Source organism: Lysinibacillus sp. FSL L8-0126 (assembly GCF_038630385.1).
Classification (GTDB): domain Bacteria; phylum Bacillota; class Bacilli; order Bacillales_A; family Planococcaceae; genus Lysinibacillus; species Lysinibacillus fusiformis_D.
Genome location: NZ_CP152028.1, coordinates 614,558 through 637,109 on the forward strand (window position 1 = coordinate 614,558; position 22,552 = coordinate 637,109).

The 22,552-nt window shown below is 35.8% G+C and carries 20 protein-coding genes; 6 read left to right on the forward strand and 14 right to left on the reverse strand.

From position 1 onward, the window contains the following. Positions 1-9 precede the first annotated feature (9 nt). Positions 10-903, reverse strand: coding sequence for an NAD(P)-dependent oxidoreductase (locus MHI34_RS03025; protein WP_342504086.1), 894 nt, complete (start codon positions 901-903; stop codon positions 10-12). Between the two features lie 236 nt (positions 904-1,139). Between MHI34_RS03025 and MHI34_RS03030 the strand changes: the two genes are divergently transcribed. After that, entirely contained in the window at positions 1,140-1,751 is a 612-nt protein-coding gene (locus tag MHI34_RS03030) for a TetR/AcrR family transcriptional regulator (protein WP_058843415.1), read from the forward strand. 48 nt (positions 1,752-1,799) lie between these two features. Here MHI34_RS03030 and MHI34_RS03035 read toward each other — a convergent pair whose 3' ends face one another. The 6 genes from MHI34_RS03035 to MHI34_RS03060 form a co-directional block, all read right to left on the reverse strand. Continuing rightward, on the reverse strand, positions 1,800-3,806 hold the full coding sequence (locus MHI34_RS03035; protein WP_036125735.1) for a bifunctional diguanylate cyclase/phosphodiesterase: 2,007 nt from the start codon (positions 3,804-3,806) through the stop codon (positions 1,800-1,802). Positions 3,807-3,835: 29 nt separating this feature from the next. Then, entirely contained in the window at positions 3,836-5,992 is a 2,157-nt protein-coding gene (locus MHI34_RS03040; protein WP_141904829.1) for an RNA degradosome polyphosphate kinase, read from the reverse strand. Next, positions 5,989-7,536, reverse strand: a complete 1,548-nt coding sequence (locus MHI34_RS03045) for a Ppx/GppA family phosphatase (RefSeq protein WP_036125740.1) — start codon at positions 7,534-7,536, stop codon at positions 5,989-5,991. The genes MHI34_RS03040 and MHI34_RS03045 overlap by 4 nt, the downstream gene beginning before the upstream one ends. A gap of 153 nt (positions 7,537-7,689) precedes the next feature. Then, positions 7,690-8,592, reverse strand: coding sequence for a chemotaxis protein (locus tag MHI34_RS03050; RefSeq protein ID WP_036125743.1), 903 nt, complete (start codon positions 8,590-8,592; stop codon positions 7,690-7,692). A gap of 65 nt (positions 8,593-8,657) precedes the next feature. Next, positions 8,658-9,980 carry an MFS transporter gene (locus MHI34_RS03055; RefSeq protein ID WP_058843413.1) on the reverse strand — a complete coding sequence of 441 codons (1,323 nt, stop codon included), beginning with the start codon at positions 9,978-9,980 and terminating at the stop codon, positions 8,658-8,660. Positions 9,981-10,635: 655 nt separating this feature from the next. Then, complete coding sequence (locus MHI34_RS03060; RefSeq protein ID WP_036125834.1) at positions 10,636-10,956, reverse strand: helix-turn-helix domain-containing protein; 321 nt, start codon at positions 10,954-10,956, stop codon at positions 10,636-10,638. Between the two features lie 155 nt (positions 10,957-11,111). Here MHI34_RS03060 and MHI34_RS03065 point away from each other — a divergent pair, with 155 nt between their 5' ends. Next, positions 11,112-11,504, forward strand: coding sequence for a DoxX family protein (locus MHI34_RS03065; protein ID WP_036125836.1), 393 nt, complete (start codon positions 11,112-11,114; stop codon positions 11,502-11,504). A 60-nt stretch (positions 11,505-11,564) separates the two neighbouring features. Here the strand turns inward: MHI34_RS03065 and MHI34_RS03070 are convergent, their stop codons facing one another. The 3 genes from MHI34_RS03070 to MHI34_RS03080 all read right to left on the reverse strand — a co-directional run bounded on the left by MHI34_RS03070 (position 11,565) and on the right by MHI34_RS03080 (position 13,191). Next, positions 11,565-12,431, reverse strand: a complete 867-nt coding sequence (locus tag MHI34_RS03070) for an NAD(P)-dependent oxidoreductase (protein ID WP_036125838.1) — start codon at positions 12,429-12,431, stop codon at positions 11,565-11,567. Positions 12,432-12,731: 300 nt separating this feature from the next. After that, positions 12,732-12,908, reverse strand: coding sequence for an aspartyl-phosphate phosphatase Spo0E family protein (locus MHI34_RS03075; protein ID WP_080717115.1), 177 nt, complete (start codon positions 12,906-12,908; stop codon positions 12,732-12,734). A gap of 94 nt (positions 12,909-13,002) precedes the next feature. Next, positions 13,003-13,191, reverse strand: a complete 189-nt coding sequence (locus MHI34_RS03080; RefSeq protein ID WP_036125841.1) for a hypothetical protein — start codon at positions 13,189-13,191, stop codon at positions 13,003-13,005. A gap of 123 nt (positions 13,192-13,314) precedes the next feature. Between MHI34_RS03080 and MHI34_RS03085 the strand changes: the two genes are divergently transcribed. From MHI34_RS03085 to MHI34_RS03095, 3 genes are all read left to right on the forward strand, one after another. Next, positions 13,315-13,503, forward strand: a complete 189-nt coding sequence (locus MHI34_RS03085; RefSeq protein WP_004224583.1) for a DUF2187 family protein — start codon at positions 13,315-13,317, stop codon at positions 13,501-13,503. A gap of 79 nt (positions 13,504-13,582) precedes the next feature. Beyond that, positions 13,583-14,200 (forward strand): CPBP family intramembrane glutamic endopeptidase, encoded by a 618-nt coding sequence (locus tag MHI34_RS03090; protein WP_036125844.1) that lies wholly within the window; start codon positions 13,583-13,585, stop codon positions 14,198-14,200. Positions 14,201-14,261: 61 nt separating this feature from the next. Next, the gene (locus tag MHI34_RS03095) at positions 14,262-14,951 is read left to right on the forward strand and encodes a hypothetical protein (RefSeq protein WP_058845178.1); all 690 of its coding nucleotides are present in this window, start codon (positions 14,262-14,264) and stop codon (positions 14,949-14,951) included. 85 nt (positions 14,952-15,036) lie between these two features. On the opposite strand, the gene MHI34_RS03100 is transcribed toward MHI34_RS03095, so the two are convergent. Then, on the reverse strand, positions 15,037-15,483 hold the full coding sequence (locus MHI34_RS03100) for a MarR family transcriptional regulator (RefSeq protein ID WP_036125858.1): 447 nt from the start codon (positions 15,481-15,483) through the stop codon (positions 15,037-15,039). 120 nt (positions 15,484-15,603) lie between these two features. Continuing rightward, positions 15,604-16,971: an ATP-binding protein gene (locus MHI34_RS03105; protein ID WP_244504793.1), complete on the reverse strand. Its 1,368-nt coding sequence runs from the start codon at positions 16,969-16,971 to the stop codon at positions 15,604-15,606. Between the two features lie 310 nt (positions 16,972-17,281). On the opposite strand from MHI34_RS03105, the gene MHI34_RS03110 reads away from it, so the two are divergent. After that, positions 17,282-19,021 (forward strand): radical SAM protein, encoded by a 1,740-nt coding sequence (locus MHI34_RS03110; protein ID WP_036125863.1) that lies wholly within the window; start codon positions 17,282-17,284, stop codon positions 19,019-19,021. A 987-nt stretch (positions 19,022-20,008) separates the two neighbouring features. Here the strand turns inward: MHI34_RS03110 and MHI34_RS03115 are convergent. Beyond that, a complete protein-coding gene (locus MHI34_RS03115) occupies positions 20,009-21,364 on the reverse strand; it encodes a potassium transporter TrkG (RefSeq protein WP_036125865.1) in 1,356 nt (451 codons plus the stop codon). A 108-nt stretch (positions 21,365-21,472) separates the two neighbouring features. Next, the gene (locus MHI34_RS03120; protein WP_036125867.1) at positions 21,473-22,234 is read right to left on the reverse strand and encodes a TerC family protein; all 762 of its coding nucleotides are present in this window, start codon (positions 22,232-22,234) and stop codon (positions 21,473-21,475) included. Positions 22,235-22,552 lie beyond the last annotated feature (318 nt).

Sequence of the window (22,552 nt, forward strand, 5' to 3'; positions counted from 1 at the left end):
TTCCTCCTCTTAAAATTGTTCTATTTTAGCAGTTTCTTTTAAACTTAAATAAGCAGCAGACATATCGTTTTCACCATAGCCTTGCTGAGCAATTTCACTATACAAATCCACCAATTTTTCCCCGATTCGCAGCGATACCCCTGCTTCGTCTGCCATTTCTTTCGCTAGCTTTAAATCCTTTAATAGTAGGTTTGTCGAAAAGCCTGGCTCATAATTATCGTTTTTCATATATTCCACATAATTGCGTTCATAAATACGGCTTTGACCATAGCTATTACTTAACACTTCATACAGCACATCAGCATGAATGCCCATCTTTTCACCAAGTATGATTGTTTCAGCTACGGCCTCTGTATAAAATCCAATCATTAAATTATTTAATAATTTAATACGTGTACCTACACTTGACGAAATTCCTAGATGGTAACTATTTTTACCGACTATTCCGAATATTTTTGCAGCACTTTCATAATCTTCCTTGTCACCACCAACCATAATTGTTAGAGTAGCATTTACTGCTCCAATTACTCCCCCACTTACAGGTGCTCCTAAATATCGTAACCCTAAGGCTTTTGCTTCTTTATATAATGAATCGTTCAATTCGGGATTAACTGTACTAAAATCAATGAGTAAGCATCCCTTTTTAGCATGATGAATGATTCCTTGTTCTGATTGATACACCATTTCTACTACCTGTGGAGTCGGTAAGCTGGTCATCACCACATCACATTGCTGTGCAACTTCCTTTGCTGTTTCCACACCAATGCCACCCGCTGCTCTAAATTGCTCCATGGCCTTTGCATTTGTATCAAAGCCATACACTTGATAATTTGCCTTTAATAAATTGATAGACATCGGTAACCCCATATTGCCTAAGCCAATAAAACCTAATTTCTCCTTCATTTAAACTTCCCCCAATCTTTGAAAATTCAGCAGACAAGCTGCATGATACACTAGCCAACGCCTATTTTTTGTCGTAACATTAATAACGAGATACTTTTGTTGACCATAGTCAGTGACTGCGGTCAATTAAATCATAATCAAAATAATTCCATCTCGTCAATTAAAAAAAATATATTTTCAGAATATTTTTACAAAAAATATTTTACAATACTTTACTTTGGAGGTAATAAGCTACGATGGAATCATTAACGAGCAGACAGAAAAAGGCATTAGAAACACGGGAAAAATTATTAAAAACCTCGTTAGATTTATTTAACAAGTATGGTTTTGAACATGTCTCTGTTGAACAAATTACAAAAGCCTGCAATGTTTCGAAAGGGACCTTTTATACACATTTCCCATCCAAATATGATGTTATATTAGAAAAATTTATGGAGCTGGATCAATTTTATAGCACTGTAGAAAAAAATATTGATCCTTCATTATCAGCAAGTGAAAAAATTTTATTTGTCTATCAACAACAAATGAACTATTTAACGAAAGTTGTAGGAAAAGATTTATTGCGCACAGTGTATACAGCTGCCATGACAAACCAAGTAGAACAAGATCACTACTTAATCAATCCACAACGTAAAATCTTTCAAATTATGAATACATATATTGAGGAAGGAATTCGACAGGGGGAATTCAGACAAGATGTATCTGCTCCTAACATACAAGCAATTATTCGGCGCTGTATGCGTGCCAATGTTTATGATTGGTTAATTCATAGTGAGGATTTCGATTTGGCTTCCGAAATGGCCCAATTCACAACTATTGTCTTGGATGGTCTTAAAAGCCATAAATAAAAAAGTAGCACTTCACCCATTTTAGGCGATGAAAGTGCTACTCGTTGATTAGCTAACAAAATATTGTTGAACAATTGTTTCCACTGGTAATGGTTTATTATATAAATAGCCCTGTCCTTTTTGACAGCGATGACGTTTAAGAAAATCAACTTGTGAAGCCTCTTCAATTCCTTCAGCAATGACCTCTAATCCTAAATTATGAGACATCGAAATAATTGCCTTAATAATGGCTTCGTTTTTGTCATCTTTTGCAATATCTGCAATAAATGACTGATCGATTTTAATGATATCAATTGGATAGCGCTTAAGATAGCTTAATGAGGAATAGCCTGTCCCAAAATCATCCACTGACACATACACGCCTAATTGCTTCAACTCGGTCAAAATCGAGTAAGTTTCATGAACGTTTGTCATAGAACTTTCGGTTATCTCCACCTCTAATAATTCGGGTGGTACACTATATTTCTTCAAAGCCGCTTTAATTTTTCGAGCGAAATTTTCTTTTCTAAACTGCTTAGGTGAAATATTAACGGCTATCCGTACAGGACGATAGCCTTTCGATTGCCATTCTCTTTGGTAACGACAAACCTCATCAATAATCCAATCACCTATTTCGATTATTAAGCCTGAAGCCTCAGCAATCGGAATAAACTGTGCAGGTGACACAAAACCAAATTTACGATTATTCCACCGCAGTAATGCTTCAAAGCTATTGATGCTATTGTTTGCTAAATCCATTTGTGGCTGTAGATGGAGACTCAGCTCATTAAATTCAATGGCACGACGTAAATGTGCCTCCATTAATGCTTCATTTGGAAAGACAGCTGTCATATCTTCACGATAGTAACGGTAATGTGATCGGCCATGCTCTTTAGCAGAAAATAAAGCCTTATCAGCTTTCCGTACAAGTGTCTCTAAATCTCTTCCATCTGCTGGACTAAGCGAAATGCCAATCGACACGCTAATAAAATATTCCTGTCCATCTATCATAAACGGCTGTTTTAGAACATCCAAGATTGCATTCGCGGTATGCTCAATTTTTTGGATGGTTGCATCTTTTAGCACAAAGATAAACTCATCACTGTTATAGCGATAAAGGGAGCATTTTGAGTAACAAAGCTCACGAAGCCTATGACTAAACATACGCATAAGCTCGTCACCCTTGCTCTCGCCAAGAGATTCATTAAATTTTTTAAAGCGATCAATATCAACCAAAATTAGAGCAGCTTGCTTGTGTTCTTGCTTTTTGTCATTTAAATGGTGCAGCCAGTGTTCTTTAAAAGCCTTTCGGTTCCAAATACCTGTTAATTCGTCCATCAGCGCTAGGTAATAAAATGCCTCATGATCATTCATAAATGAATTGGCTTCTTTGACAAATAAATGTACCCCTATTACCTCACCATTATAATAAGTTGGATGCGTTCTTAAATAAAAAGGCTCTTTACTTAGCAATTGGCCCTTTAATAAACACCTAGGCATGCCAAAAGCTGAACCTTCAATGGTTTTGGCAAATAATAATTTAAATTCATTGCTATATCTATTTTCTAATAATGAAAAAATATCTAGTCCTATTAGGCTGTGCTGCTCTCTAGATAAGACAGAGGTAGCAGCAACGTTCTGATGGATAATACGACCTTGTATATCTGTCGTTAACACTGGGCTCACATGTTGCTCCACAAATTGTAAATATGGTGCTACTTCACTTTGTGTTGCACGAAGGATCATAGCAACCATAGAATTAGCTAAGTGCTGTACATGAATCACAAATGTTTTTTTTTGAAGATCAGTACCTAATGTTAGGACATGTTGTTGATTGACATCTTGATTTAGCAGTTCCGACAATTGCAGCCAGCATGGCTCTGAAAAAAAATGCTCCGCGTTCTTGGCTGAGCTATCCTGTAACTCAAGCAATAAAGATAGCTTATCATTAAATTCAACAACCTCAAACACGGCCGTATCCACTTTTTTCAAACAGACAACTGCATCAAATGGATTCAGTTGGATGAGCTGCTGATAATCTGCAAATGGCGCTACACTCTCTCTATATTTTTTCATTCTATCCCTCACTAAGTAGCGTGTTTGCTCTATTCTTCGTCTAGCGTAGGCTTTAATGCATCCTTTAAGAAAACTTCCTGGCTATTTAACGGATCTTCGCTACGATCAAACTCTTTGTAATGGTATTTACCATTCGAGTCTTGAATACGTGCTTTCGCAGTATCCATTAATTGTGCATTCATTATGTCAATAATACGAGTTTTTGCTTCACTTGCATATACAGGGAACAATATTTCTACACGTTTAATCATATTGCGTGTCATCATATCTGCTGACGATAAATAGACTTTATTTTCTCCATTATGATGGAACCAATAGATACGAGAATGTTCTAGGAAACGGCCAACAATACTTGTCACTGTAATGTTTTCACTTATACCAGGAATACCTGGTCTAATACAGCAAATACCACGTATAATGAGTTCCACTTTTACACCTGCAATGGATGCTTCATAAAGCTTCATCATTAAGTCTTTGTCTGTCAGTGAGTTCATTTTTGCCCTAATAAAACCATTACCATGTTTTTTATGACAAGCAATTTCCTCATCCATTAAACGAATAAATTCATCTCGAATATCAAATGGTGCCACGACTAAATGATTAAAGGTAGGCTTTTCTGTATAGCCGCTTAAGTAGTTAAAGAAGTTTGTCGCATCAATGCCAAACTCTTTATCTGTAGTTATTATGCCCATATCCGTATAAATTTTTGCAGTAGCATCATTATAATTTCCTGTCCCAAGATGGACAAAACGCTCAATTTTACCGTTACGACGACTAACAACTAGTGTTATTTTAGAGTGCGTTTTTAAATTATTCATGCCATAAATCACAAGACAGCCTGCTTGTTCTAATTGTTTTGCCCAGTGTACATTGTTTTCTTCATCAAAACGAGCCTTTAGTTCAACTAGCACTGTTACTTGTTTTCCATTTTCAGCCGCAAGTTTTAATGCTTGTATAATTGGTGAATTGCCACTTACTCGATATAATGTTTGCTTGATTGCTAATATATTTGGGTTAACCGCTGCCTCTGCAATAAAATCAACAATTGGAGCAAACGATTCATATGGATGATGGAAAAATATATCTTGTTGTAGAGCTTTTTCAAAAATATTTTCATCTGATTGTAAATCTAAAGGTGGCTGTGGAATAAAGCTTTCATATTCTAGATGCTCGCGACCAACAGAAATACCTTTAACGAAAGAGAACATAAAGGTTAAATCCAAAGGCCCATCAATATGGAACACATCTGTTTCTTCAATTTCAAATTCATCTAATAAATATTGAAGTACTTCCTCATTCATTTCTCCAACTCGAACTTCTAAACGGCTCCCTACGCCCCATTTTCGTTTTTTTAGTTCCTTTTCAATTTCAACTAGCAGATCGCGAGCCCCCTCTTCATGGATCGTTAAATCTGCATTTCTTGTTAGACGGAAAGCTTGTGCTGATTTTACACTATAGCCATAAAATAGCTTTTCAATATGCGCTACAATCACGTCCTCCAATAAAACAACAATTGTTTTCCCTTCTTCGGATGGCACTTTTATATAACGGTCTAGAACAGAAGGGACTTGTACGATGGCTACTTTTTCCCGACTTTCAACTTCGGTCTCATCCTGCTCTAACAGTACGAGTAAATTCAATGTCTTACCAAATAATGTTGGGAAAGGACGATACGCGTCTACTGCTACAGGGGTTAAAACTGGGAAGATTGTTTCCGCAAACATCTCATTGATAAATGCTTTTTGTGCACTGTTTAAATCTTTCATATCTGCAATATGTACATTATGCTGTGGAAGCAAATCATAGATTAAATGACGATAAACTTCTGTCTGTCGACGAACTAATGCTTGTGTACGCTCTGCAATTTTCGCCAACTGCTCCTTTGGTGTTAATCCAGATTTATTTTCAGGTTTATGAAAGCCAGCTCGAACTTGATCTTGTAGCCCTGCAACACGCACCATAAAAAATTCATCTAAATTTGAGCTAAATATAGCTAAAAATTTCAAACGCTCTAGCAGAGGATTATTGATATCCTCCGCTTCCTCTAATACTCGTTCATTAAAGGCAAGCCAGCTCAATTCCCGATTATTATAGTACTGAGGCTTGGCAATCTCCTCTAATAACCGACTATGTTTTTCTGAAAAGTCTTCCTCATGTAGCTCGTTTTTCGTTACTTCAGTTGTCATCCATTGTTCCACCCTTCTTCAATAAAATTGATCCTCATTGGGATTTTTAATGCTCGTTCTAAATGTTTTCTATGGCGATTGGCTTGATACTTTTCAGCAGCTGCATTCTTTTTCACATAAATATCCAGTTGTACATGATCCTCTTCTGTGCGCATCTCAATGGCATGAACAACATTGCGCTTTGACACATTTAACGCATAGACAAATTTTAATAACGCTCCAAAATCTCGTAATTTGCGATATTCCTCACGATCCATCCATGTTGCAAACGGAGCGGCAAATCGTTCAAAATAATCTTTATTTTTATAGGATGCAAGAAGTGCTAGTTTTACTCGTTCTAAATGATTTAAACCATCAATGGATTGATTTGCGATTAAATAAAAAGTATGTTGGCTGGAAGAGCTTAATTCAATATACTCTCCAATATTAAAAACCTTGGCCGCTTTCGACAATAAATGCAAATCTTCTGGATGATATTGCAAATAACCTAAATGACAGCATTCACGATACAATTGGTCTGCTAAATTCATTAAATAATCAACTTCCATTTCAGTTCGACCATACTGACGTGCTAATCTTCTTGCATTCCCTTCAAATACATTGTATTTATCAAAGGCCTGTGCATCTGTTTGCAAAATCCGTTGAAAAATGAGTCCCTCACGTAAACCTCTCTTTGTCAGTTGGAATGTCCCACTACCAACCGCCTCCATTAATACTCTAAATACCTCTAATGCAGGTACAATAATATCTGCGCGATCCGATGAAAGCCCATCTAATTGTTTCAATTCCTGAAAGCTTAGTTGACCTAAAAATGAGCTTAAATCATCCAAATCTGCCTTAGACATTTCGTAGCCATGCACACTTGCAATTGGATAGTCATGCTTTTGCTGATGAATTTGTACAATATTCCGCGCACTACCACCAATTGCGATAATAGGTAATGCGACATTTTGTATCCAAGGGAGTGTTTGAAATTGCTCTTTAATAAAGGCAATGAGTTCCACTTTTTCACTACTATTCATAATGTCGCCTTTTACAAATCGTTGCTTTAAAGAAACTGTCCCAAATGGAAAACTATGTGATTGCTGAATTTCTTTATTTTCAAAGAGCGTAATTTCGGTACTTCCACCACCAATATCAATTGTTACGGCCGATTTTGTACCCATGGAATAGGCAACTGCAACATAGCCAAAATAGGCTTCTTCTTCTTCTGATAAAAGCTCAATTTGGATACCAGTTCGTTTTTTCATTTCCTCTATAATTTGATCTCGATTAGTGGCTTGTCGGATAGCAGCAGTTGCAGCTGCTTTGACATCAGTTATTTCAAAATCCTCTAGCATCGCTTTGAATGTGAATAAAGTTTCTGATAACACTTGAATACCTTCTTCAGACATTTCTCCTGAAGGCAATATATATGTACGCAAACGTGCTACCGTTTTAATATTTCCTAGCTCACGAAGCCCCTCTTCATTATCATACTGATATAATACTAATCGAATGGTATTGGAGCCGATATCAATAATGGCTGTTTTTAGTTCATTCAAATCATCACATCCTCCAAGCCTATTTTGTTCATAAAATGTGGACCTATACAAAAAAGTCGGCACCCTTTTAAGGCATCCGACTTTTCTTTCATTTATTTTTACTTTTAGGATACCCATTATTAAAATTGTGAAGTATCTTGTAAGTCATTACCATTACAGAATAAGTTGGTCAACACGTAAAATGAGCTCTGCAATTTCTGGCTTACTAATTTGATCTTCTGCTCCTACTTGATCCCCTTTATGGCGAAGATCGTCTGTAATGAGACTTGAGAAAATGATGACAGGAAGCTTTTGAAGATCAGGGTGCTCTTTGATTTTTCGTGTCAAATGATGACCATCCATTTGTGGCATCTCAATATCAGTTACCACTAATTGAATATGTTCTGCGATATCGCTACCACTATTCGCAATTCCTTCTAAGTATTCATAAGCATCGCGACCATTTTCAAAGAATTCTACATTGTCATAACCAGCTTCGCTCATTGTATCGAATAATAATTTGCGTAATAATGGTGAATCTTCTGCAATTAAAATACGCTTTCCAGAACGTTCACGTTTACCAAGCTTTTTAACAGATTCCACACTAATTCCTGATTCAGGATTGATATCCACCATAATTCTTTCGAAATCTAGCAATAGAATCATTTGTTCATTTTGTTTAATTACGCCAATTACTTGTGATGTCCCACCTTGATACATATCAGATGGCTTTTCAATTTGATTCCATGAAATACGATGAATTTGTGTCACATTATCTACATGGAAAACAACACGTTGCTTATTGAATTCAGCCACAATATATTTTTGTTGAGGATTACGCTCCGCACCTTGAATTCCTAATACTCGCAGCATATCTACAACCGGTAATACTTCACCTCGTAATTGAATAATTCCTTCTACATGCGGGTGCGCGTGTGGGATAAATGTTACTGGTATCGGTTGAATAATTTCTTTCACTTTAATGACATTGATGCCGAATTTATTGTTTGCTACTTCAAATTCAACGATTTCTAGCTCATTTGTGCCACTTTCTAATAATATTCCTTTATGTTCCAATGCAATCCCGCTCCTTTCTCTACATCTATTTATAATTCAATTGTATCATAGGCAATACATTTCTCCTACTTGCTATTTCCATTTTTATCATTAACTTTTAGATGTACCAATAGGCCGATTACTGTCATCACTATTAATGTTGATAACGCGACACGACTAGCAAGGGTGCCATAATCCTTCATCCATAATGTCACTGTTCCATATACGGCTGGACCGATAATCGATGATACTTTACCTGAAAAGGCAAATAAGCCGAAAAACTGCCCGCGTTTCTCATATGGTGATAATTCAATAATATAGGTCCTAGATGTCACCCACATGGATCCAAGAGATATCCCAAATAGACTACCTGCTAGCCAGAACATCCATTGTGCTGAGGCAAAAACAGCGAACACTAAAGCGATAATCATAATGAGCGCAACTATCGTAATGGCACGTTTAGCTCCTATGGATTTCGTTATATAGCCAAATGCAAGAGAACCAATGATTGTTGATACCGTAGAGACCAAATAAAGAACGATAAACTGACCAGAACTAAATCCAACAATTGCCGTAGCATAAACAGCCATCATGGCGATCGTCGTAGCAATGGCATCATTTAAAAAGAAATAAGCAATCATGAACGTAAAAATGGCCTTATATTGCTTCATATCCTTAAAAGTTTGAATGATTTCTTTATAGCCGTCTAAAAACTTTATGGACTTGCGCTGCGCTTTTGGAATAGGTGTATCTTTATTAATTAAAAATAATGGCAATGAAAATAATAAATACAAGATAGCTGTTGGAATAAACGCTCGGTGAAAATCGCTGTTACCAACATATAAATATACAAGTAATCCGAAAAGTGTGCCCAAATAACCAATTGCAACTCCATACCCTGAGATTAATGGCATCTCTTCTTTTGTTCCTAAATCACCCATCATAGAGTCGTAGAATACTAGACTTGAATTAAAGAAAAATTTTGCAATGACAAAGCTTGCAACTACTAAAAATAAACTAAGAGGGACACCTGAGTAGTTGGTTGTCGATTGTACATTTGCAAAGATCCCCATCATAAATGTAAAAAGAATGGAAATAGATGCAAACCATACGATAAACCTCTTTTTGTAGCCAGTGTTATCAATCCAAACTCCAAAAAGCGGTGAAAAGATAACGAGCAACAAGCTTGCAATCGCATTGGCGTAGGATATAAAGGTGCTTGCTACTTGTTGCATGACTTCATTCGTACCCAGCACTTCATCCATGTAAAACGGGAAAAAAATTGTATTTATATTTGAAGAAAAAATTGTATTCGCAAAATCATAAAATGCCCATGAAAGTATTGGCAATGATAAATAAATGGCTAACTGACTTCGATGCTGTACATCGATTGCTGTACCTTTCTTCATATAAAACCTCCCCTCTATTTTCTATAATAATCAATTAACCTCTCTCTGTAATAAAAAATATCTTTTTTTAAAGAAAATTAATATTATTTACAATATAACAGCAATTTCATTGAAAAATAACTGCCAAATGATCGATAAATGAACACTCATTTTCCATCGTTTTCCGTGTAAACCAAAAAAAAGATCTTTTGACAAGGTGAGGGGAGGTGATTTCCGTTCCGCCAGCGTCCTTTCCAGGGGGCGTCCGATGAGCCGCTGCGCTCACTGCGTTCGCTCCCGTGTCTTTTCCTGAACAAAATAGCCCTTTATTTATATTATTAGAGAGAGGATAAGCTCTTATTTACAATGTGGAGAAGTGATGAGTGACAACACCCCACCATAAAGAGTAGTGAATACCCTTCACTTTATTGGAAAACCTTTGCTAACAAGAAACATTTTTATAGATTGGAGTGGAAGGCTACTTGACTCCCGTGGGATAGCGAGACAGGCGAGCCCCTAAACGGAGCGGTAGCGGAGGAAGCGGCTCGGCGCTCGCCCACAGGAAAGCAAGTAGCCTGCAACGGAAATCCATTTTCACCTTTCACAAATTCTATTGATTGTTTGTATTTCAACACGATAAAAAGGTATTCAAGCCCCTCACTTGAATACCTTTTTATCATTTTTCATTTAGTGTCACCCAGTCAGAAGACCATTGTTCAATTGCTTTTAGCACTGGCGCAATAGCATAGCCCTTTTCCGTAAGCTCATACTCAATGACAACTGGTGTCGAAGGAATTACTGTACGTAACACGATTTGCTCTGTCTCTAACTCCTTTAATCGTTCTGTTAAAACACGACTACTAATATTCAACTGATTTTTAATGGTTGAATAACGTTGTGGACCATCGAGCAACTGATAAATTAGCAAAGTATTCCATCGATGATTTAATATCATGAGTGCTTTTTCAAATCGTGGACAAATATTTTTTTGATCCAATCTACTAGCCTCCATTGTTGTTAGTTCCTATTTAACAGTATAGCACTTTTTCTAAAAAACCAATTCTAAAAATACATTAAGTTACTTGACAAAAGTTATTTTTAAAAATAAACTAGGTTACGAAATGTAAGTTAAAGAAAAGGAGTTATTTTATTATGCAAATGATTGGTTCAACTATTTTACGTGTCGTTCTTGGCATTATTTTTGCCGTACATGGTTTTCAAAAGTTTCAAGGTGGAATCAGCTACACAGCTGACTTCTTTGATAGTCTAGGTATACCAGGATTTATGGCGTATATCGTTGCGATTATTGAATTAGTAGGCGGAATTGCCATTATTTTAGGTTTAGCCACTAGAATCTTTGGCGCTTTACTAACGATTACAATGATCGTTGCTATCTTTACAGCAAAACTAAGCATTGGCTTTATCGGAGCTGATGGATTGGCTGGTTATGAATTAGATTTAGCTTTAGGCGCTATAGCCCTTTATTTTGCTTTAGCAGGAGCATCTAACTTCTCTTTAGATTCTCAACTTTTTGGTAAAGAGTAGTACTAAAAAACCTGAAGTCTCCCAAGAAATAAAGGGACTTCAGGTTTCCTATTCACGCCACTATTTATAATACTTTAGAAGAACTTGTGTACCATTATCACCATAGCCCTCTTCAATCAATTTCTCATACATGTCATATGCTAATGAAAGCCCTGGTAAAGAGATGCCCATTTTTTTGGATTCATCTAAAGCAATTTTCATATCTTTGACAAAATGCTTAACATAAAAGCCTGGGGCAAAATCCTCTTGTATCATGCGTGGAGCTAAATTGCTTAAAGACCATGAGCCAGCTGCCCCTGATGCGATCGATTGTAATACCGTCGGTAAATCTAATCCTGCCTTTAAACCATATGCTAGTGATTCGCACACTCCAATCATACCTGAAGCAATGACAATTTGATTGCACATCTTTGCATGTTGCCCAGCACCCGCTTCACCTTGATAAACAATATTTCCCCCAAAATGCTTCATAATTGGCAATACCTTATCATAGGTAGCTTGATCGCCGCCAATCATAATGGACAATGTACCATTTTGTGCTCCTATATCACCACCTGAAACAGGAGCATCTAAAGCCTCTACACCCATTGATAGGGCATGCTCATAAATTTTCTTTGCCAAGGAAGGCTCTGAAGTCGTCATATCAACGACAATGTTACCTTGCTCTGCTGTTTGGAAAAGACCATTTTGCCCAAAATATACTTCCTCAACATCTGAAGGATATCCAACCATTGTGAAGGCAATGTCACGATTTTTAAATGCTGCTGCTGGCGAACTTGCCCAAGACGCTCCCAATGCCACAAGAGGTTCTGCTTTTTCCTTTGTCCGCGTGAACACAGATACTTCATGCCCATTTTTTATTAAATGTTTAATGATGCTAGCACCCATCACACCAGTGCCAATAAATGCTATACGTTTCTTCGTCATATGTACATGCTCCTTTATTTTAGAATGTCTGCACTCTCGGTGAGAATCCAAACTCTGTATCTTTTCAGTTTAGGTGAAGGAAACATATAATTCAAACTCTTCCCATAACTTGTACTAAACTTTTTATGTATGACATATATACCGAATAAGCGAAAAAAAAGAGAGCAAGTGATTGGGGGATCACTGCTCTAAAGGGGGAAATGAGAATGTTGCTGTGTTCATAGTAAGTTATTCCCCATTGAAATGCATTTTAAACATATATGTTAAAATGTTTTTACTCTGAATACTGGAACAATCTTTTTAGTTTTCTTGGTCTTTTTCTTCCTCAAATGCCATCTGTCTATAATAAGTGTTCATTAACTGATCTAATCTGCGACTCAGTTGAATGGTTTTTGCATTTTGTAACCCGTTTTCTACACCTGAGCGAATCATCATCTCACGAGTTTGTTCCATTTGTTTCAAGAGTAGATTGACCATTCATACAACCCTCCACACACAAATAATCATACCATTATTATACATTTATATTTTATTTCTTACAGCATTAACTTACGACAATGTTCGACAAATTTTAACTTCTCGGAAGTTCAGTATAAGTATATATAATCCGTCCATTTTGTTTGGCCTCACCCCTATAATGTTTAAATAAAGGATGCTTTACAAGTATTTCGCGAAATTCATAAAAATCTTCCTTTTGAATTTCAATACTTTCTATTTCCCCGTTTTGTAATTGTTTAAGCATATTTTCGTATTTTTCCATTTATTTTATACCTCTCTTTTCATCTTTTGTGTAATAAATTATGAATTATTTAAAAAAAGCTTTACGTTTCCCAAATTTTCATGCAAACTGTATATTATTAGTCGATGAAGGAGCTGACTGTCTGTGAAAATAGCTGAAGTTGGAAATATTATCGAGTTTAAAAATGGTCTACAAGGTATTGTCGAAAAGGTAAATGAAAATTCGGTGATTGTTAATTTAACATATATGGAGAATTTTGATTCCCTTGAGATTGAAGAGAAAACGGTCGTCAATCATAAACGTTATAAAATTTTATATACTAATGAAGCTTAATAGTCCGAATAGTCCCTATTTGTCTTTATAGATGATAAGGGGCTATTTTTTTGATAAAATTAAAGTATGGAGGTCGAATATGCTAACAAATTCGAAACAAACACTACTATTTCTCCTTTCTTTATTATTCGTTTATGGCATGCTTGCTTTTACCTTTGCTAACCAAGCAGTATTTTGGTACATGTATGCATTTACTTTATTAGTATGTATTGCCATCGCCATCTTAGCTGGCTCCATTGAAGATAAATTACCTACATGGCAATTTTTACTCTTTGGTATTGGATACGGTACCATCACATATGGTATCATTCGCTTTGGTTACTGGCTCGCTCCATATATTAATAATAATTTAGTACAATCCGTTCAAAAGTTTTTAACAAACTATGGACCACAAAATATTTGGCACTATGTTTTACTCGTATTCATCGTTGCCATAGGTGAAGAACTATTTTGGCGTGGTTATATCCAACAGCAGTTAAAACGCTTTATGCGTCCATCGTTGGCTGTTATAGTAACTGCCATACTGTGTGCGATATCAATTGCTCTAAGTGGTTTTATACTTGGTGTTATAGCTGTACTTTTGGCAAGTATTATTTGGGGCTTCATCTATGAGTGGAAAAAAAGTATGCCACTTGTTATTGTAGCTCATGTCGTTTTTGTACTATTATTATTTTTAGTGTTGCCTTTAACATCATAACATTTAATTTTGGAAACATTTTATCTTTACAAACGTTTAATTTAGAAAAGGAGGGTTTTTTATGCAAAAAAAATTATTTTCAATTCTTGCATTAGTACTAACAGCCGTATTAGTTGTAGGTTGTAATACCTCTGATAAAACAGGGGATTCAGATGCTCAACAAAATGAGCCATCCAATACTGGTGTTGATCAAAAACCATCTGGAGATGAAACTGCAGGCGAATCACAAGAAGAAGAGGAAACTCCTGCATCAGATGATACAAATACAGAGGATACTTCTAAACAGCCACAACAAGATGTGAAATACGTACAAAAAGGCGAAAATAAAACGGAAACAGCCACTCAGTCTGAAAGTGTCAATCAAACCTACAAGCTACAACAGCTTCCAGGATTTACAATGACACAGGAAGAACCAGGTAAAGATATGTTAGTATCTAATGATGATGACGAAGTGTTTATGCGTATTGAAACAATTGAAGCATCACAATCAAGCTTTGATGAAGTGAAAACAACTATGCAAGATTATATGAATGCTGTAGGCGAAACAGTAGCTTTAACTACTGAAGAATTAGCAGCATTTAAAAATGTTCAACATATCGAGGGTTATGTCGTAGACTTTGACACAGAGAAAGTTATTGGGGTTGTTTTTGAAAAAGATGGTCTCATTACAAAATTAACAATTCACGATAACGATAAACAAGATTTAACAGATGCTATGCTTAATATGGCAGCCACTATCTCTAAAAAATAGTAAGACAATAAGGACGATAGACATTGTCTATCGTCCTTTTATTTCCATTATAAAAAAGTTGTCTCAAATCAATGAGACAACTTTTTTAATAAGATAAATCCTTAATAGAAAGGCCTATTTTCTTTAATAACGTAATTGCTTGTTCCTTTTCTTGCGGTGATAGCACACTCATTAATTCATGCAAATGCTGCTCGTGTTTTGGGAATAGCTCTGCCATAAAGGCTTCACCTTCTCCAGTGATTTCTGCATATGTCACACGACGATCTGAAGGACAAGAAACACGTAATAAATAGCCTCTCTTTTCAAGCTTATCAATGACATACGTAATAGACCCACTAGCGAGCAAAATTTTATTGCCTATTTGCTGTAAAGGTTGTCTCCCTTTATGGTAAAGAAGCTCTAGAACAGCAAATTCAGTTGGGTTTAAACCATTATCCTGAAATAATTGATGTGTTGTCTCATTGATCGCTTTCAATGCACGCGATAGTACAATATATAATTTTAAAGATTGTTTTAGATCTTCTGACTTCATATTCTTTTCCTCTCACTTCGCTCTTTATATGACATTATAGCGATATTAGAAAAGCATTGTCAAAAGCATTATATGATTTAGAAGGTTTTATTGTGAATTATCTCACCATTTTTACTCTATTTACGTTACTAAATAAGCAGAATCTTTTGAGGATACTTCCAATGTATCAAGTTGATTAAATGTGTAAATTGGGAACTGCAGATGGAAGCATGTCCCCTTCTGTAGTTCACTATTAACGCCTATTACCCCATCATGTTCTTCAATCACCTTTTTCACGAAAGCAAGGCCCAGTCCTGTCCCTGTTGATTTTGTCGTGTAAAAAGGCTGGAATAGGTTTTGAAGTGTCGTGCTGTCCATGCCAACCCCTTCATCTTTAATCATAAGCTCGACAATCGCACAGTCATTTGTCGCCATTTCAACTGTAATCGTGCCACCATTATTCATGGATTCCATTGCATTTTTAATTAGGTTCATTAACACCTGCTTTAAGCGATTCTCGTTGCCACCGATATAAATTTGGTTAGAAGGAGAAATGTACTGAATCATAATATTTTTCATGAGTGCATCTGGTAGCATAAACTCAATGACTTGCTTTACAATATGATCCAGTTCTAATAATTCAACTTTCATCGTCGTTGGCTTAGACAACACTAAAAGCTCGGATAAAATTTGTTCCATCCGTTGAAGCTCACTGTCAATAACAGAGAGATACATGCGTGATTCATCATCAGCATTTAACTTTAATAATTCAGTAAATCCCTTTAAAGAAGTTAATGGGTTACGAATTTCATGCGCAATACTTGCAGCCATCTGTCCCACAACATTTAATGCTTGCTGATGCTCGACTTTATGCTGAAGTTGTTTTTTCTCTGTTTCATCATTGATAACCGTGACAATAATATTATTGTATTCATCGAAAATACTGGAAATTTCATAATAGCAAGTTCTGCTTACTTGTGTTTCATCGACTACATGAATACTTGCATGCTTGTCACCCATCAGCTTAGACAGGTATGATGTAATTTGTCCCTTTTTCAATGTAAATGAATCGAATATATGTTGATGTGCTTTATGGAGCAACTGCGAATTTTCAACTTTCAGAAACATTTCCGCATACTTATTAAGCCCAAGAATAATACCGCTAGCATCACTTACAATAACAGCATAAGGTAAATAATCGTATGCATTAAAAGATTGTGATCTTTCATGCGCCTGACTCATGTATAATTTATGAGCAACATCATCATTTAGTGTAGAAATTTGCGCAACAATTTCTTCTGTATTAGGATCATAAAAACATTTAAAAGACAGCATTTCATAGTCGTTTCCAGTTGTACGAATATTAAAAATTTCTTCTGAACGTAAATCATTTTGTAATTGTTTGACGAATTTAGTCCATTTAAAATTAGATGGCTCGTCCATAGCTAAATAGCCAATATACGTTAAATTAAGATTAAAACGTTTAATAGCAGCCTCATTAACGTTCAAAATTTTCCCTGCTTTATTGAGTATAAGTGTTGGTGACGAAGTACTTTTCATAAGATTTCCAAAACATTGATTAATATCATTTTGCTTCAACTTTCTCACCGAACCTTTCAAAAGAGTAAAAAACCTCTAAATCGAATTTTGAGCCTTTACTATACTTTATGACAGCACGATTCTATTATTACAAAATTTAGTAAATTTAAGTATTTTAAATTATTTCACGAACCGTTCACAAAATAAATAGGTAAAAAGAATTATATTGTATGTCAGATACTTGACTGATACAATAAGATGTTGAAAGGAAGATTATTGCATGAATACTATTTTAACTACTTTAAATGCAAAGTATATTCACACAAATTTAGCATTGCGCTATCTTAAAGGCGCCGCTTTACCAGAATTTAATCCAATTATAGCAGAGTACACTATTAAGGATCCTGCTTTTAATATTGTATCAGATTTATTCCAAAAAAAACCTGATATTGTTGGATTTAGTTGCTACATCTGGAATATAGAAGAAACCATTCACGTTATAAAAATGTTAAAGACTGTCTGTCCAAATGTTAAAATTTTGCTAGGAGGTCCTGAGGTTTCTTACGATTCTCATCATTGGTTACGTCAAATACCCGAGGTAGATTTTATTGTCATGGGCGAAGGAGAAACTTCTTTCAAACAATTATTACGCTATTTCCACGGTGAAATTTTGTTAGAGGATGTTCCAGGCATTTGTTATTTAGAGGATGGAAAAGTCAAAATTCACGCTATGCCACCTAAAATTGATTTGCGTGAATTACCAAGTCCATTCCGCTTTGAGGAGGATCTTCCCCATTTAGGTAAACGCATTCAGTATATCGAAACAAGTAGAGGCTGCCCATTTAGTTGCCAATTTTGTTTATCTTCTATTGAAGTAGGTGTACGATACTTTAACCGTGAAAAAATAAAAGAAGATATTCGTTTTTTAATGGATAACGGAGCTCGGACAATTAAATTCGTGGATCGTACCTTCAATATTAGCCGTAGCTATGCAATGGAAATGTTCCAGTTTTTAATTGATGAACATAAACCTGGTGTTGTATTCCAATTTGAGATTACTGCAGATATTATGCGCCCTGAGGTGATTCAATTCTTAAATGACAATGCACCAAAAGGTTTGTTCCGTTTCGAAATTGGCGTACAATCTACAAACGATTTAACCAATACACTCGTGAAACGTCGTCAAAACTTTGAAAAGCTAAAACGAACAGTAACAATGGTGAAGGATGGCGGAAAAATAGATCAACATTTAGATTTAATTGCTGGTCTACCAGAGGAAGATTACGCAAGCTTCCGTCAAACGTTTAATGACGTTTTTGCGATGAGACCAGAAGAGTTACAGCTAGGATTTTTAAAGCTTTTACGTGGTACAGGCCTTCGATTAGAAGCGGAAAAGTTTGGTTATACCTATGTGGATGTCTCTCCTTACGAAATCTTTTCAAATAATGTGCTAACCTTTGATGATATCGTACGCATTAAACATGCAGAGGATGTTCTTGAGAAGTATTGGAATGACCATCGGATGGATCATACGATTGAATACTTAGTTACTGAGGTCTTTGACACACCATTTGATTTTTTCCAAAACTTTGGGACGTATTGGGAAACAAAAGGTTGGTCTCGTATTGGCCATCAGTTGGAAGATTTATTCCGCCGTTTATTAATGTTTTTAGAAACTGTGGAGGGCGTGAATTTAAATATTATCCAGAGTCTCATGCAGCTTGATTATCTAATGGCACAGCAGTTCCAACCACGTAAGCTGTGGTGGAATGAACGCCCAACAGAAGAGCAACAAAAAGCCCTTTATCAAGCATTACGCGAAGATCCTACTATCGCTGGCGAGGAATTTGCTAGCTTTAAGCTATCTGAGAAAGAGTTGTTTAAGCATACACTGATTATCCCTCATGGCCTTGACTATCACAATTTCCTAAATGGCAAAATTGTACAAAAAAATGGCTATCTGTTAACCTATTTCCGTCACGGTCAGCAACCATATTTTGCATCTATCCACTCTAGTTAATAATAAAAGCTAGTCCTGTGCTAACAGTCAGGACTAGTTTTTTTCTTTCTTAAACAATTCTTAAATCCTTTTCACAAAAATAACATGACTGTATATGTACTTTCTTCGACTAACTAAATGAGTTAGTCAAGTATTCATAGCCTCCCTCCAAAAGTTTAGGGCAAATGCCTTAAAGACAAGCTAGTTCTATTTTGTAAATAATACCCACAAAAATTTTAAAAATGCGGGAAAAACAATTTTAAATTTTTTGAAAATTGTATGACAATTTCGTATTTTTCACCTTTTTTAATGAAAAATACGCAGGAATGTTCTTTATTAAGTATCATTTTCTTCTAAAACATTCCCCATTATTACGCATTTATTCGTGTAGCCTTTTTATGTGTTTTTTATTGTATTTGAACTACCTATATTAAGGCAATTACTTTTTAATTCCTTAAAATTAACTTTTGATAGGGGACGCGAACAAGAGGTTTTCCCTAGTGTATATACACCTATAATGACAGTTTTCGACAAATTACTTCTTTTTTATCTATATATAATAGAAGAAAGTCATTTACTATACTTATAATATTTACCAGTAAATTCGTTTTATTCATAAAATAATCTTTTACTTTAAACTATTATAATATACCAATATTTAGAAACTAGATATTAGTATTGATTGGTCAAAATAGGGTAATTATTTTTTTAGAATCATATTAATAGTAATGTGTTATGCTCCCTAGTTAGCATGAGTATTTCAAGATGCATACACACTCTCAGTTATGAAGTAAGAAGCTGATGTAGATGTAACATTGTTAGTACCATTCTTGCTCACAAAAATAGAGAGATAACTGCAAATAGCTATTTACATGTAACCACTGAACATGAAAGAAGTTCCCTCAAAAAATTCAGTGATTATCTAGAAAATTGAACTTTCGGGGGCAAAAAAGGGCAATCTAATGATTGTCCCTTACAAAGCCCTTATATACCATCGTTTCTGTATAATTACCCAATGATTACGCGTTCCTTTGGATAATGGAAGCTTGATTTTTTCCCTCTACCCCCACCACCAAGTGTGTAAAGGAAGGAAATTAACCCTACTCGACCGATAAACATTAAAATAATGATAATGATTTTACCAATGACAGATAAGTCCTCGGTGATTCCTAACGACATACCACAAGTACCGAACGCTGAAGTGATTTCAAAAATGATCTGAATCAGTGATGCTTGTGGCTCTGTGATGAGTAAGATAAGTGTAGCAATTAACACCATAAAAAATGCTAATAAAATAACAACGAATGAGCGAAAGACATCTATTAAATGAATTTCTCGCCCAAATACTTGAATATCTTCTCTTCCCCTAGCAAAAGTAATTAAGAATAAAATAGCTAAGGCAAAAGTAGTTGTGCGAATCCCTCCACCAACTGAGCTTGGCGAAGAACCGATGAACATAAGGAAACTCATAAATATATCTGTTGCTTCACTAAATGTCGTAACATCGTATGTTGTCAATCCAGCCGATCTTGTTGATACTGAATGGAACATCGCCGAAAATAGCGCCTCGTGCCAGGACATTTCCTTGAAGGAATGGAAAGATTCAAGAAGTAAAATGACAAGTGCACCTACAACAAATAAAATAGCGTATGTGGATGTAGTAATTTTAGTAAATAAACTAAAACGAAAATTCTCACGTCGATTGAGCAAGAACGTTTTTAATTCGATTAATACTGGGAAGCCGATAGCACCTAACACGATCAGTACCATTGTAACCATTTGTACAAAGTAATCATCATGAAATGGCAGTAAGCTCATTCCAGTTATATCGAAACCACCATTTGTTGTAGCAGAGATGGAAGCAAATATCCCATGTAAAAAGGCTTCTTCTAATGTATCAAAATAATTGGTGAAATGTAGCGTTAAAATAATCGTACCCGCAACTTCAATGCCAAATAAAATCTTTATGATTTCACGAATTAGTTTCACAACACCGGACAAATTATACTGGTTATGGTCAATCATAATTAATTGACGCTCACGCATCCCAATTTTTTTCCCTACTAGCAGCCACACAAAGGTACCAAGTGACATAATACCAATGGCCCCTAACTGTAAAATAACAAGAATCATCACAAGCCCAAAGGTTGTATAGGTTTCCGAAATAGTAATCGTTGTTAAGCCCGTGACACTAACTGCACTTACTGCTGTAAACAAGCTGTCTAAAAAGGAAATTCTTACGCCCTCTTGATGAACGCCTGGAAGTCGTAATAACAGGAAGGAAATCGCTATAGCTATAAAGTAATAAGAAACAAGTACCTGAAATGGTGTGACAAGTCTATTTGATGATTTTTTCCAAGGCACTTTAACAACTCCTCCCACATATGATGCCCAACTAGATAGATAATAGTATAGAAAAGATACATAAAAAAAGAAAGAGAAATAGTAACAACTATTCCTCCCATTTAGATACTAATTATTTTTTTTATGACGAACTCCCACTAGGTAGCCCACAAATGCAATGCCTAGTAAGACTATCCAGAATGTTAATTCCCAGGCAGTTGAATGGGGAAACTCTACAGGTAATATCCCTACTTTTTCATGAGCTAATGTTAAGACAACGAGCTTCACACCGACCCAACCAACGATAAGAAATGCTGCCGTTTCAAGTGAAGGATAATCGTTCAATACTTTAACAAACCATTGTGCTGCAAAACGCATCATAATGACACCGATAAATCCACCAAGAAGCATGACAATAAATTGTCCTCCATTGATGCCACCAATATCAAAATTTCCTAAGTGAGGCAAAGTTACAGCGATCGCAACGGCTGCCAACATCGAATCAATAGCAAATGCAATATCTGCTGCTTCAACCTTAAGAACCGTTAACCAGAATCCAGAACCCTTTTTCTCTGCTCTTTCAGCTGTTTCCTCTTCATCATCTTTATGTTTACGCAAATCATATATATTTTTCGCAGACATAAACAATAGGTAGGCCGCACCGACTGCTTGGATTTGCCAATAGTTTACCAATACTGTAATAACAAATAAGGCGGAAAATCTGAAAATCAGTGCTCCAAATAGTCCATAAAATAACGCCTTTTTTTGCTGTTCTTGTGGTAAATGCTTGACCATCACAGCCATCACTACCGCATTATCAGCTGCAAGTAATCCTTCTAATACAACAAGGACAATTAACACCCAGCCGTATTGTAATATAATTGCTTCCATTCTAGTGCCTCCTCTAAGCTCTATCCCTAAAACGACCATTTTATCTAAAGTACAAAAGAAAAAAGCCTCTGCCCTAATTCAGGCAAAGGTCTCGCTAAGTAAATTCGTACCTATTTCTTTTATGGTACATCAATCTACACGTCATTACGTATAGAGCCATTCACTATCACACCCGATGGTCATAACCATGTCTTGACGAATGTGAAACCAGGACATATCATTCCTGTTAGCTACTCCCCTTTGACAAATTGTCGAAGGTATCTTCTTTCCATCATTATAGCACTATCATTTACAACTGACAAAAATATCTATATTGTT

Bases quoted from the DNA above. Each gene is read 5' to 3' on its own strand.
- MHI34_RS03110 (WP_036125863.1), top strand. From the start codon at position 17,282: ATGAATACTATTTTAACTACTTTAAATGCAAAGTATATTCACACAAAT.
- MHI34_RS03080 (WP_036125841.1), bottom strand. From the start codon at position 13,191: ATGGAAAAATACGAAAATATGCTTAAACAATTACAAAACGGGGAAATA.
- MHI34_RS03075 (WP_080717115.1), bottom strand. From the start codon at position 12,908: ATGGTCAATCTACTCTTGAAACAAATGGAACAAACTCGTGAGATGATG.
- MHI34_RS03055 (WP_058843413.1), bottom strand. From the start codon at position 9,980: ATGAAGAAAGGTACAGCAATCGATGTACAGCATCGAAGTCAGTTAGCC.
- MHI34_RS03070 (WP_036125838.1), bottom strand. From the start codon at position 12,431: ATGACGAAGAAACGTATAGCATTTATTGGCACTGGTGTGATGGGTGCT.
- MHI34_RS03090 (WP_036125844.1), top strand. From the start codon at position 13,583: ATGCTAACAAATTCGAAACAAACACTACTATTTCTCCTTTCTTTATTA.
- MHI34_RS03040 (WP_141904829.1), bottom strand. From the start codon at position 5,992: ATGACAACTGAAGTAACGAAAAACGAGCTACATGAGGAAGACTTTTCA.
- MHI34_RS03065 (WP_036125836.1), top strand. From the start codon at position 11,112: ATGCAAATGATTGGTTCAACTATTTTACGTGTCGTTCTTGGCATTATT.
- MHI34_RS03035 (WP_036125735.1), bottom strand. From the start codon at position 3,806: ATGAAAAAATATAGAGAGAGTGTAGCGCCATTTGCAGATTATCAGCAG.
- MHI34_RS03095 (WP_058845178.1), top strand. From the start codon at position 14,262: ATGCAAAAAAAATTATTTTCAATTCTTGCATTAGTACTAACAGCCGTA.
- MHI34_RS03030 (WP_058843415.1), top strand. From the start codon at position 1,140: ATGGAATCATTAACGAGCAGACAGAAAAAGGCATTAGAAACACGGGAA.
- MHI34_RS03025 (WP_342504086.1), bottom strand. From the start codon at position 903: ATGAAGGAGAAATTAGGTTTTATTGGCTTAGGCAATATGGGGTTACCG.
- MHI34_RS03100 (WP_036125858.1), bottom strand. From the start codon at position 15,483: ATGAAGTCAGAAGATCTAAAACAATCTTTAAAATTATATATTGTACTA.
- MHI34_RS03120 (WP_036125867.1), bottom strand. From the start codon at position 22,234: ATGGAAGCAATTATATTACAATACGGCTGGGTGTTAATTGTCCTTGTT.